General features: G+C 54.4%; 13 protein-coding genes and 1 pseudogene. 10 read left to right on the forward strand and 4 right to left on the reverse strand.

The features are described 5' to 3' along the window. The coding region (locus AO068_RS23095) for a DUF1523 family protein (RefSeq protein WP_152999761.1) at positions 1–314 on the forward strand (314 nt) is incomplete at its 5' end. Between the two features lie 138 nt (positions 315–452). Here AO068_RS23095 and AO068_RS27515 read toward each other — a convergent pair. After that, the gene (locus tag AO068_RS27515; RefSeq protein ID WP_080395091.1) at positions 453–872 is read right to left on the reverse strand and encodes a pilin; all 420 of its coding nucleotides are present in this window, start codon (positions 870–872) and stop codon (positions 453–455) included. 224 nt (positions 873–1,096) lie between these two features. Between AO068_RS27515 and pilB the strand changes: the two genes are divergently transcribed. The 5 genes from pilB to yacG are packed head-to-tail and all read left to right on the forward strand — an operon-like array spanning position 1,097 to position 5,711. Beyond that, the gene (gene pilB, locus AO068_RS23100; protein ID WP_058409566.1) at positions 1,097–2,791 is read left to right on the forward strand and encodes a type IV-A pilus assembly ATPase PilB; all 1,695 of its coding nucleotides are present in this window, start codon (positions 1,097–1,099) and stop codon (positions 2,789–2,791) included. Between the two features lie 2 nt (positions 2,792–2,793). Next, the gene (locus tag AO068_RS23105; RefSeq protein ID WP_058409567.1) at positions 2,794–4,011 is read left to right on the forward strand and encodes a type II secretion system F family protein; all 1,218 of its coding nucleotides are present in this window, start codon (positions 2,794–2,796) and stop codon (positions 4,009–4,011) included. Position 4,012: 1 nt separating this feature from the next. Then, positions 4,013–4,885, forward strand: coding sequence for a prepilin peptidase (locus AO068_RS23110; RefSeq protein ID WP_058409568.1), 873 nt, complete (start codon positions 4,013–4,015; stop codon positions 4,883–4,885). Continuing rightward, positions 4,882–5,505: a dephospho-CoA kinase gene (gene coaE, locus AO068_RS23115; RefSeq protein WP_057404258.1), complete on the forward strand. Its 624-nt coding sequence runs from the start codon at positions 4,882–4,884 to the stop codon at positions 5,503–5,505. The genes AO068_RS23110 and coaE overlap by 4 nt, the downstream gene beginning before the upstream one ends. Next, complete coding sequence (yacG, locus tag AO068_RS23120) at positions 5,502–5,711, forward strand: DNA gyrase inhibitor YacG (RefSeq protein WP_002552020.1); 210 nt, start codon at positions 5,502–5,504, stop codon at positions 5,709–5,711. Before coaE ends, yacG begins: the two co-directional genes overlap by 4 nt. Positions 5,712–5,849: 138 nt before the next feature. Here yacG and AO068_RS23125 read toward each other — a convergent pair whose 3' ends face one another. The 3 genes and pseudogenes from AO068_RS23125 to AO068_RS23135 form a co-directional block, all read right to left on the reverse strand. Further along, entirely contained in the window at positions 5,850–6,314 is a 465-nt protein-coding gene (locus AO068_RS23125) for a hypothetical protein (RefSeq protein WP_177342400.1), read from the reverse strand. A gap of 99 nt (positions 6,315–6,413) precedes the next feature. Beyond that, the gene (locus tag AO068_RS23130) at positions 6,414–7,886 is read right to left on the reverse strand and encodes a tetratricopeptide repeat protein (protein WP_058409569.1); all 1,473 of its coding nucleotides are present in this window, start codon (positions 7,884–7,886) and stop codon (positions 6,414–6,416) included. Continuing rightward, a pseudogene (locus AO068_RS23135) lies at positions 7,883–8,185 on the reverse strand (hypothetical protein); the annotation flags it as partial. The pseudogene AO068_RS23135 and the gene AO068_RS23130, both read right to left, overlap by 4 nt. 84 nt (positions 8,186–8,269) lie before the next feature. Here AO068_RS23135 and AO068_RS23140 point away from each other — a divergent pair. The 4 genes from AO068_RS23140 to AO068_RS23150 all read left to right on the forward strand — a co-directional run bounded on the left by AO068_RS23140 (position 8,270) and on the right by AO068_RS23150 (position 10,945). Then, entirely contained in the window at positions 8,270–8,899 is a 630-nt protein-coding gene (locus AO068_RS23140) for a DUF1780 domain-containing protein (protein ID WP_058409570.1), read from the forward strand. Next, on the forward strand, positions 8,896–9,429 hold the full coding sequence (locus tag AO068_RS23145; RefSeq protein ID WP_002553209.1) for an MOSC domain-containing protein: 534 nt from the start codon (positions 8,896–8,898) through the stop codon (positions 9,427–9,429). Before AO068_RS23140 ends, AO068_RS23145 begins: the two co-directional genes overlap by 4 nt. Then, on the forward strand, positions 9,365–9,550 hold the full coding sequence (locus tag AO068_RS29360; protein ID WP_235592584.1) for a DUF3094 family protein: 186 nt from the start codon (positions 9,365–9,367) through the stop codon (positions 9,548–9,550). The genes AO068_RS23145 and AO068_RS29360 overlap by 65 nt, the downstream gene beginning before the upstream one ends. A gap of 96 nt (positions 9,551–9,646) precedes the next feature. After that, positions 9,647–10,945 (forward strand): NAD(P)/FAD-dependent oxidoreductase, encoded by a 1,299-nt coding sequence (locus tag AO068_RS23150; RefSeq protein WP_058409571.1) that lies wholly within the window; start codon positions 9,647–9,649, stop codon positions 10,943–10,945. Positions 10,946–11,122 lie beyond the last annotated feature (177 nt).

The raw sequence follows: 11,122 nt of genomic DNA on the forward strand, positions 1-11,122 counted from the left end.
AAATCATATTTAGTCGCAACGAAGATATCGGCTGGAGCTTCCCGTGGTACTTCAAATTCGACTCCGCCGACATCCAGGCCAAAGCCCAGGGCTACTCGCGTGATGCCCAGCAGCTGGCGCTGATTCGTTATTACGGCTGGCGCATAACGATCCTGTCGATGTTTCCCAACGTGAGCAAGGTTGAGGCGGTGACGAGTCGTGATCAGCCGTTTCCGGTGTTTAATACGATCTTTTTTGTGGTGGTGGGATTGTTGGTGGTTGGGGTGAGGAAGAGGTTCAAGGGGCGGGCTCGGGTTGATTGGGTTGTGCGGTAAAAAACTGCTAAAAAATCCCGATCGGTGATCGGGATTTTTTCGTTTAAAACAGGATTGAACCTGTTACCTTCGAGTTACCAACAAACTGGCCTTCCTGCCGGTTACGGATACCAGCATAAGGCCAAACCTGACGATAACTCAGTTCGCTCTACACAGAATTGGTGCAGGCGCCTGAGCCACCAAACATCCACCGCCCAAAGCCCAAGTTGTGGAGTTTGTGTTGAGAGTCGGCGAGAGCACATAAGTAGAAGCTGCTGGAATACCACCTTGAGGCGTTACTGTAATGACTCCGTTGGCAACAGCAACGTTATTTACGTACGTTGTTGCTTGGCTGGCGGGGATATCGTTAGTACCCAAGTTACAGCCTTGAGGCGTACCCAGTTGCTGTATACAAAGTGCGACCGCAGTTTTGTATGTATCAGCGACGGAAGTGACTTCCGTAAAACGAGCTCGCATTGTGTAGTTCTGATACGCTGGCAGTGCCACCGCCGCCAAAATACCAACAATCGCAACAACGATCATCAGTTCTATCAGTGTAAAACCTTTTTGTGATTTCATTGCATACTTCTCCGAGGCGTCAATTTGGGGGCCCTGCTCAATTCAAAGCACACGTCATGCCAATGTGAGATCAATGATGATTCGCAGGCTAAAACGGGCTTGAACGGTGCTTGGACCTTCAGAAATTCGTAAAAACTGACAATTTTTGTCACATCCTTCGCTGCTATTTGGCAGTACAGTCCGACTGCGCTATAACCCTCACACTGTCTGTCCTTGGTGGTTTTATGACTGATGCTGTCCTCACTGGCTTGGCCAAACAATTGGTCCTCGCCGAGCTACTTACTGAATCTGTTGCGCAGCAAGCGTATCAACAGGCGCGCCGTGACAAGATTTCGTTGGCGAGCTATCTGGTACAGAACAAATTGGTCAAAAGCCTGACGCTGGCAGAAATGGCTTCCGACCAGTTTGGCGTGCCATTCATGGACCTTGCCAGCCTGGACAAAGAAAGCCAGCCTAAAGGCCTGGTGAGTGAAAAGCTGGTTCGACAACATCACGCACTGCCGCTGTGGCGGCGCGGCAATAAACTGTTTATCGGGATTTCGGACCCGACCAATCATCAGGCGGTGACTGATATTCAGTTCAGCACTGGCCTGAACACCGAAGCGATTCTGGTAGAAGATGACAAGCTGACTACTGCTATAGATCGCTTTTTTGACAGTGATAGCGGTCTGGGCAATCTGGAAGATGTAGATCTGGGTCTGGACATCGAACCGGCTGACGGCAAGGAAACCTCCCTTGCTACGCAGAATGACGCTGACGACGCCCCGGTGGTACGTTTCGTCAACAAGATGCTGATGGATGCTATCCGATTAGGATCATCCGACCTGCACTTTGAGCCCTACGAAAAGATATTCCGCGTGCGGTTGCGTACTGACGGCATCTTGCATGAAGTCGCCAGACCGCCGATTCATCTGGCAAACCGTATTGCCGCGCGCTTGAAAGTCATGGCCAGCCTCGATATTTCGGAAAGGCGCAAACCGCAGGACGGACGCGTCAAGTTAAGGGTGTCCAAAACCAAAGCCATCGATTTTCGTATGAACACCTTGCCTACGCTATGGGGCGAGAAGATCGTAATGCGGATCCTCGATCCGACCAGTGCGCAGATGGGCATTGATGCTCTGGGCTACGAGCCCGAACAAAAAGCGCTGTATCTTGAAGCGCTGAAGCAACCACAAGGCATGATTCTTGTAACCGGCCCCACTGGCTCGGGTAAAACCGTTTCGCTGTACACTGGCCTGAACATTCTTAATACAGTGGACATCAACATTTCCACAGCTGAAGACCCGGTAGAGATCAACCTGGAAGGCATCAATCAGGTTAACGTCAACCCGCGTCAGGGGCTGGACTTTTCTCAGGCTTTACGCGCATTCCTGCGTCAAGATCCCGACGTAATTATGGTCGGTGAGATACGAGACCTGGAAACAGCCGAAATCGCTATCAAGGCATCTCAAACCGGTCATATGGTGTTATCCACCTTGCACACCAACAGCGCTGCAGAAACCCTGACGCGACTTCACCATATGGGTGTCGCAGCATTCAACATTGCTACAGCGATAAATCTGATTATTGCGCAACGACTGGCGCGGAAGCTGTGTAGTCATTGTAAGAAAGAACTCGATATTCCTCGCGAGACACTTATCCAGGAAGGCTTTCCGGAAGCAAAGGTTGGCAGTTTCAAAATCTATGGGCCAGTGGGATGTGAGCAGTGCAACGGGGGCTACAGGGGCAGGGTCGGTATTTACGAAGTGGTCAAAAAAACGCCTGAATTGGAACGCATCATCATGGAAGAAGGCAACTCTCTGGAGATTTCCAGACAGATGCGCAAGGACGGATTCAATGACCTGCGAACCTCAGGGTTATCCAAAGCCATGCAAGGCATCACCAGTCTTGAAGAAGTTAACCGCGTAACCAAGGATTAAAAATGGCCAGCAAGGCAGTCAAAGTCATCGTTTACACGTGGGAAGGTGTTGACAAGAAAGGCACCAAAACCAGTGGTGAACTGAGCGGCCATAACCTCGCACTCGTAAAGGCCCAACTGCGCAAGCAAGGCATCAATCCGACCAAGGTGCGCAAGAAGGCTGTATCAATATTCGGCAAGGGCAAGAAGATCAAGCCGCTGGACATCGCATTCTTTTCTCGGCAGATGGCGACCATGATGAAGGCAGGTGTGCCGCTTCTGCAGTCATTTGACATCATTGCCGAGGGTGCAGAAAACCCGAACATGCGTGCACTGGTTGGCTCACTCAAGCAGGAGGTGTCGGCCGGCAACAGCTTTGCCACGGCTCTTCGGCAAAAACCAGAATACTTCGACGACCTGTTTTGTAATTTGGTCGATGCGGGCGAGCAAGCAGGTGCACTCGAGAGTCTCTTGGACCGCGTCGCTAGCTACAAAGAAAAGACTGAAAAGCTCAAAGCAAAAATCAAAAAAGCCATGACATACCCTATTGCTGTATTGATCGTCGCAATTATCGTGTCAGGTATTTTGCTCATCAAAGTGGTGCCGCAGTTTCAGTCAGTTTTTGCAGGATTTGGCGCAGAGCTACCCGCATTCACTCTCATGGTAATCGGCTTATCCGATATCGTACAGAAATGGTGGTTAGCAATAGTTGGTCTGTTTTTTGTAAGCGCTTTTTTGTTCAAGCGGGCTTATAAGCAGTCTCAAAAGTTTCGCGACAATATTGATCGATTCCTGCTGAAAATACCGATCATTGGACCGCTTATTTTCAAGTCTTCCGTAGCTCGTTACGCGCGGACACTTGCGACTACATTCGCAGCAGGAGTTCCTCTGGTGGAAGCACTCGACTCAGTTGCCGGAGCTACCGGAAATGTTGTTTTCAGAAATGCTGTAAACAAGGTAAAACAAGACGTTTCCACAGGCATGCAGTTGAACTTTTCGATGCGATCGACCGGCGTATTTCCAAGCCTGGCAATCCAGATGACGGCCATAGGCGAAGAGTCCGGTGCGTTGGACAATATGCTCGATAAAGTTGCTACCTACTATGAGGATGAAGTCGACAACATGGTCGATAACATGACCAGCCTAATGGAGCCGATGATCATGGCGGTGCTGGGAGTTATTGTCGGCGGCCTTGTGATTGCCATGTACCTCCCCATCTTCAAACTCGGAAGCGTTGTCTGAAATGCCCCTCCTCGATTTCCTGGCCAGCTCACCGCTGGCCTTCGTCATTACCTGCTGCCTACTCGGCCTCATCGTCGGAAGCTTCCTCAACGTCGTCGTCTACCGTCTCCCCAGAATGATGGAGCGCGACTGGAAAGCCCAATCCCGTGAAATGCTCGGCCTGCCCGCCGAACCTGATCAGCCTGCCTTCAACCTGAACCGCCCCCGCTCCAGTTGCCCGCACTGCGCGCACAAAATCCGCCCGTGGGAAAACCTGCCGGTCATCAGCTATCTGCTGCTGCGCGGTAAATGCTCACAATGCAAAGCCCCCATCAGCAAACGCTACCCATTGGTAGAGCTGACCTGCGCAGTGTTATCGGCCTACGTCGCCTGGCGTTTCGGCTTCGGCTGGCAGGCAGCGGCGATGCTGGTGTTGAGCTGGGGCCTGCTGGCGATGAGTCTGATCGACGCCGACCACCAGCTGTTACCTGACTCTCTGGTGCTGCCACTGCTGTGGCTGGGCCTCATCGTCAACGCTTTCGGGCTGTTCACGTCGCTGAACGATGCGCTTTGGGGCGCGGTGGCCGGTTATCTGGCGCTGTGGTCGGTGTTCTGGCTGTTCAAGCTGGTGACCGGCAAGGAAGGCATGGGTTATGGCGACTTCAAGTTGCTGGCCATGCTTGGCGCATGGGGCGGCTGGCAGATTCTGCCGTTGACCATCCTGCTGTCGTCGCTGGTGGGCGCGGTGCTCGGGGTGATCATGATGCGTGTGCGCAGGGTCGAAAGCGGTACGCCGATCCCCTTTGGTCCTTATCTGGCCATTGCGGGGTGGATCGCTTTGCTCTGGGGTGGTCAAATAACCGACTCTTACATGCAGTTTGCCGGTTTCAGATGACTCACCCTGATCAAAAACCCTGGATTCTTGGCCTGACTGGCGGCATTGGTAGCGGTAAAAGCGCAGCGGCGCAGTGCTTTACCAACCTTGGCATCGATACTGTGGATGCCGACCACGCCGCCCGCTGGGTGGTCGAGCCAGGGCGTCCAGCGCTGGAGCAGATAGCCGCGCACTTCGGTAAAGGCGTATTGCAGGCCAGCGGCGAGCTGAATCGCGGCGCGCTGCGCAAGCTGATCTTTGAAAACCCGGAGCAGCGACGTTGGCTGGAAGCGCTGCTGCATCCGTTGATCAATCAGGAAATCGTCAGCCATCTGGCCAAGGCCAAATCGCCGTATGCCATTCTGGTTTCGCCGCTGCTGATCGAATCCGGACAATACCGCATGGTGCAGCGCCTGCTGGTTATTGATACTCCGGCACACCTGCAAATAGAGCGCACCATGCTGCGCGACAGTTCCAGCCAGGAGCAGGTCGAAGCCATTCTCAAGGTGCAGATCCAGCGTGAAGACCGTTTGCGTCATGCCGACGATGTGCTGGTCAATGACCGCGATCACGCCTGGCTGAACAGCGAAGTCGAGCGGCTGCACCACTTTTACCTTACTTTGCGTGGAGGCCAATCATGAGCCAACCAATGACCGTCCAATGCCCAACCTGCGATGCCCCGGTGGAATGGAGCGCCGCCAGCCCGAGCCGCCCGTTTTGCTCAGAGCGCTGCAAACTGATCGACCTGGGAGCCTGGGCTTCTGAAGAGCATGCGATTCCGGTGAGCCCGGATGCCGAGGATGAGTTGTTCTCGGGTGATCTGGAGGCTCCGCACCGGGGGCATTGATAGCCCTCAATGCGCAGGCAACTCTGCTTCTGTCCAACGGGTGTCGGAGTGACCGCGGCGGCGATCCGCATTACTCACGAAGGCTGCCTCACAGTCGCCTGACTCCAAGCGGCTGTGGTCAAACTCTCAAGGGTATATTCACCTGACGCTCATTTTCCTGAGCCCAGAAACCGCAATCAGAAAATCTCGTGCAGACCAAACCCAGCCTCCCAGCAAAAGACAGGGAACCAGTATGGAAAAGAATTGATGAAAGTCAGAAAATGGCCTCTTGGCAACCCCCACTCCAACAATCGCCAGAATAAAAAGACAGAAAAACAAATAACCGAGCGTTCTAAAAAACAAATAAACGACGTTTGAAAATCTCATACTGCCTACCCACACCACACCCTTTGGCGAGAAAAGTGCCATCCAACAAGCGTGGCATACTGTCGACCAACCAAAGCAAGTAAACTGATAGGTCGATATTCGAACTCCCGCGTCAAGATAAATCCAGGCATACGTGGCATTCATCACCTCACCGGCAGCTGTTAAATGACCGGTAAAATAATAGAGACCTATACCGCCCAACACATAAACCGCCAAACCCAAAATAAACACTGCCATGTTCCTGCTTCAGGATAATTTTACCTTCACCACCCCGCCCTTTTTTTTCAGAGCAGGATGACGCGTTTTCCAAATCGTTAACAAGCTGAGCAAAAATTCTTATTTCAGATAGTTATCGACAGCAACGCTCTTGTTTCTACAAATCTCGTGCGAAAGTCTGTCTCCATCCACAGCCTTTCCGGAATTCATCTCCTGCGCAACCTTATCTATCGCATCTTTGTAGACTTCGCTGTCAGGGTTTATGCTAGACGCGCACTTCATCAAGGCATAGCTAATCACTGGATTTCTCGAAACACCCAGACCTTTCTCATAAATCAGGCTAAGGTTCGCGAAAGCGACGTCGTCATCCTGTCCTGCCGCTTTCCAGTACCAGTCCATAGCTTTCGAGTAATCCTGGGGAACACCATAGCCGTGTTTGTACATGTTGCCTAACTCGTTTTCCGCATAGGCAATGCGCTCCGCGGAGAGCGCACGAAAATACAGCAGCGCTTCTGCATAGTTACGCTCAACACCACGCCCCTCTTTTAACATGAGCGCAAGTTGATACTGCGCACGAGGCATACTTTGAGCCGCAGCCAATCGATACCACTTTGCAGCTGTGGCGTTATCAACAGCACCGCCACGGCCTGATTCAAAAAGACTTGCCAGATCAGCCTGCGCAACGGCAAGCCCTTGAGTAGCTGAGAGCCTAAGCCAATAAAGAGCCTCTTTGTAGTCCGTCGCTGTCCCTTTGCCAACGTTATAAAAATATCCAATCTTGTACTGCGCAGGGGCATAGCCAGTTGAAGCGCTGCGCCGGTACCAGGCAAGGGCGCTCTCATAGTTCTGATCTACACCTTTGCCATACTCATAGGCTTGGCCCAGCGCCAGTTGACCGATAGGGTCGTTTCCCTCAGCAGATTTCTCATACCATTTAAATGCCTCATACTCATCTTTCTCGACACCCGTTCCTTCCGCGAGGCTTTTAGCAAGGTTTCGTTGCGCCAGGAGATCGCCTTTCTCGGCTGCCAATTTAAGAAAGCGAAAACCTCTGACCGCATCACGGCCGACACCACGACCTTCGATATACCCCACGCCCAGAATATTCAACGCCTCGGCATCACCACTGTCAGCGGCACGCTGTATGAAGCCAACCGCTGACGCTTCATCTTTTTCTACGCCTCTTCCTTCGCCAAGCATAAGTGCGTATCGGGACTGTGCAGCAGGTAAACCTTGCTCCGCAGCGACCTTATAAAGGTCAGCAGCCTTTGATAGATTTACAGCTGTGCCAATACCGTTTTCATAAAAAAAACCTAACCTGTACTGAGCCAGCACCAGCCGCTGTTGTGCGGCGGCAGAGATATTCTCAAAGGCCTTTAGCGTATCTTTGGATACACCTTTCCCCTCCTCATACTGCAACCCGATGTAGTACTCGGCCTCAGCATTGCCCTTGGCAGCCTCCTTCTGGAAGAGAGAAAATGCTTGCTCATACAGTCCTTGACTGTACGCATCCTGGCCTTTTTGCACTGATGCCAATGCGCCCTCTGAAAGACAAAAAAATAAAAGCCCGGCGAAGAGTGCATTAGCTTTCAATATCCAATTCCTGAATGCATATTCTGAGTACCATTTGACTGGCTTTTCATGCCTTCGGCGCCGTACAGAAAAGCTTTAGGCGGCTGACTGATCAGCTGCCCGTCGCGCAACTGTAACCACAGCCCTTTATCGTCATCGCCTGCGTACTGCGGCACAACGCGCACCTCTCGATGAAGGATGAGGCGATAGCGGTAATCGCGCATTTAGGGAATGGCGAACACCGTGTGGCGTGATCTCAGAACGCCTTTTGGCTTGTCCTGAAGATCCTCGATAAAAGCAGCGCCTGCGGGCATTTTTCGCAAGCGATCAAAAAATGAATTGCCAGTCTACACACCTGCATTCACTCTTCCAGTCATGGCAACTTGAACGCTAAGCTTGGCCCTATGGATGACTCAGACTACCTACGCCTGTTGACGATCCAGGCCGAACAAGCCAACGCCTTTCTTTCCAATGCGCGGAAGTGGGAGCGTGAGCGCTGGGTTTGTCAGCGCCTGTTGCAGGGGCTGAACATTGCGTATCGCAATGAGGACTTCACGCCTGCCACTCAGGAGCCGCCGGATGTGCTGTTTCGTGACGGGCGTTTCGAGGTGTTTTTTGTGCTCGATGAGGGCCGTCGTCTCAATGACGAGTGGCGTGAGGAGCTGGCGCGACGACGTAGCGCTTTTTCGTTGAGCCAACTGGTACGTCGAGAGGCCAAGCCCAAACGGATTCCCGCCTCTGAACTGCTGCACCGACTCGCCCCTACCCTGCGCAAGAAATCCACCAATTATCGCGAACGCGGCATTGACCTGGGCGGGCTGGATATCATCGCCTTCGCCAGCCTCAAACGCGAGGTGCTGGACCTCAACAGTCATTTTCCGCCACCGACCGAGTACCTGCGTCAGGGCTGGCGTTCGTTGTCGCTGGTGGGGCCGACCTTTGCTCGGGTATTGTTCGCGCATCCGGGCGCTCCGGATTTTCTGCGTACCAACCTGGGCCGCAGTGTCGTTTTCGATGTTGGAATCAGTTTATGAGCCCCTTGCAGGAACTGCTGGCCGATGTGCCTCAACAAGGCCGTGTGCGCTGGATTGGTGTGCGTCCGGAGTCGCGGGTCGAGATGATCGAACTGGACGCGGTGGAAGCGCGGCGCGAAGCGGGGCTGACCGGCGATCATTCGCGACCTGGCCCGCGCAATGCACGGCAGGTGACGTTGATCCAGTGGGAGCATCTGGCTGTGGTCGGTTCGTTACTGAACCGCTCTGCGGATAACCCCATCGTGCCACAGGACTTGCGGCGCAACCTGGTGATCAGCGGCATCAACCTGTTCAGCCTGAAAAACCGACGTTTTCGTATCGGCCAGGCGATTTTTGAAACCACGGGCTGGTGCCAGCCTTGTGCGCGGCTGGAACAGCGCCTTGGTCGCGGAACCTTTCAGGCGGTGCGTGGGCATGGCGGAATCACAGCGCGAGTGTTACAAAGCGGCATCATCCGCCTGGACGATGTGTTGCAGGTCGAGCCGTTGGAAATCACCGATCCATGGCCCCCTGCCCGTCAGCACGCTTGAGACAACGCATAAATTGAGCAGCCACCTGAACCCGGAACCGCAAAGGTGTGTCGAAGAGTACCTTCAGGCAAACCGGCATCCAGTCGAGCGCAGGCCGCTCCTGATCCCGGTGTTGCCGTGATGAACCCGTTTATCGAGCCTTCTGACGCTATGAGCTGCCTTGCGCTCGCGAAGATCAGGCTCCCCGCGAATTCCTTAAACCTTCCGAGTAATCCTTATGACGCATCGTATTGTTATCGTTGGCGGCGGCGCTGGCGGTCTGGAGCTGGCGACCAGCCTGGGTAAAACCCTGGGCAAGAAAGGTACGGCCAGTGTCACGCTGGTCGACGCCAACCTGACGCATATCTGGAAACCGCTGTTGCACGAGGTCGCGGCCGGTTCGCTCAACTCGTATGAGGACGAGCTGAACTACGTAGCGCAGGCCAAGTGGAACCACTTTCAGTTCCAGCTCGGGCGTATGACCGGGCTGGACCGCGCCAGTCGCCAGATTCACCTGGCCGAGACGCTGGATGAAAACGGTGCCGAACTGGTTCCGGCACGCAGTCTGGGCTACGACTCGCTGGTCATCGCCGTGGGCAGCACCACCAACGACTTCGGCACCACGGGCGCGGCGGAACATTGCCTGTTTCTCGACAGCCGCAAGCAGGCCGAGCGTTTCCACCAGCAACTGCTCAACCACTATCTGCGTGCTCACGCAGGTCAGGCTGACAGCGCGCAGGAAATTACTGTTGCCATTGTAGGCGCAGGTGCAACCGGTGTTGAACTGGCGGCAGAGCTGCACAACGCGGCGCACGAGCTGGCCGCTTACGGGCTGGGCCAGATCAAGCCGGAAAACCTGCGCATTACCGTGATCGAAGCCGGGCCTCGGGTGCTGCCTGCATTGCCAGAGCGTATCGGCGCGCCGGTACACAAGACACTGGAAAAACTTGGCGTGACGGTACTGACCAATGCCGCGGTGAGTGAAGTGACCGCCGACGGCTTGATCACGGCCAGCGGGCAGGTCATCCCGGCCAGTTTGAAAGTCTGGGCGGCGGGTATTCGGGCTCCGGCGTTTCTGCATGAACTGGATGGGCTGGAGAGCAACCGGATCAATCAGTTGCAAGTGCTGCCGACGCTGCAAACCACCCGTGACGAGAATATTTTCGCCTTCGGTGACTGCGCCGCCTGCCCGCAAAAAGGCACCGACCGCAACGTCCCGCCACGCGCTCAGGCTGCTCATCAGCAGGCATCCTTGCTGGTCAAATCGCTGCGCCTGCGGATCGAAGGCAAGACCTTGCCGGAGTACACCTACAAGGACTACGGCTCGCTGATCTCGCTGTCGAGCTTCTCGGCAGTCGGCAATCTGATGGGTAACCTGATGGGCAGCGTGATGCTTGAAGGCTGGCTGGCGCGGATGTTCTATGTGTCGCTGTATCGCATGCACCAGATGGCGCTGTACGGCACCTTCCGCACCCTGATGCTGATGCTGGGCAGCAAGATCGGCAAAGGCACCGAACCACGGATGAAACTGCACTAAGGCCCGCCAGTCGAGAGACATGCGGGANGCGTGGGCATGCCGTTCTGGACGCTCTGCGTCCTCCTTGAATTGACCTGTGCAGCGCAGACCGCAGGAACACTATCGTGCCCATGCTCCAGCGTGGGCATGCCGTTCTGGAGGCTCTGCGTCCTCCTTGAATTGACCTGTGCAGCGCAG

This window comes from Pseudomonas sp. ICMP 3272 (genome assembly GCF_001466905.1).
Classification (GTDB): domain Bacteria; phylum Pseudomonadota; class Gammaproteobacteria; order Pseudomonadales; family Pseudomonadaceae; genus Aquipseudomonas; species Aquipseudomonas amygdali.

Excerpts from the sequence above, each read along its gene's own strand:
- AO068_RS27515 (WP_080395091.1), bottom strand. The coding sequence starts at position 872 with ATGAAATCACAAAAAGGTTTTACACTGATAGAACTGATGATCGTTGTT.
- pilB (WP_058409566.1), top strand. The coding sequence starts at position 1,097 with ATGACTGATGCTGTCCTCACTGGCTTGGCCAAACAATTGGTCCTCGCC.
- AO068_RS23105 (WP_058409567.1), top strand. The coding sequence starts at position 2,794 with ATGGCCAGCAAGGCAGTCAAAGTCATCGTTTACACGTGGGAAGGTGTT.
- AO068_RS23110 (WP_058409568.1), top strand. The coding sequence starts at position 4,013 with ATGCCCCTCCTCGATTTCCTGGCCAGCTCACCGCTGGCCTTCGTCATT.
- AO068_RS23150 (WP_058409571.1), top strand. The coding sequence starts at position 9,647 with ATGACGCATCGTATTGTTATCGTTGGCGGCGGCGCTGGCGGTCTGGAG.
- AO068_RS29360 (WP_235592584.1), top strand. The coding sequence starts at position 9,365 with ATGTGTTGCAGGTCGAGCCGTTGGAAATCACCGATCCATGGCCCCCTG.
- yacG (WP_002552020.1), top strand. The coding sequence starts at position 5,502 with ATGAGCCAACCAATGACCGTCCAATGCCCAACCTGCGATGCCCCGGTG.
- AO068_RS23125 (WP_177342400.1), bottom strand. The coding sequence starts at position 6,314 with ATGGCAGTGTTTATTTTGGGTTTGGCGGTTTATGTGTTGGGCGGTATA.
- AO068_RS23140 (WP_058409570.1), top strand. The coding sequence starts at position 8,270 with ATGGATGACTCAGACTACCTACGCCTGTTGACGATCCAGGCCGAACAA.
- coaE (WP_057404258.1), top strand. The coding sequence starts at position 4,882 with ATGACTCACCCTGATCAAAAACCCTGGATTCTTGGCCTGACTGGCGGC.
- AO068_RS23145 (WP_002553209.1), top strand. The coding sequence starts at position 8,896 with ATGAGCCCCTTGCAGGAACTGCTGGCCGATGTGCCTCAACAAGGCCGT.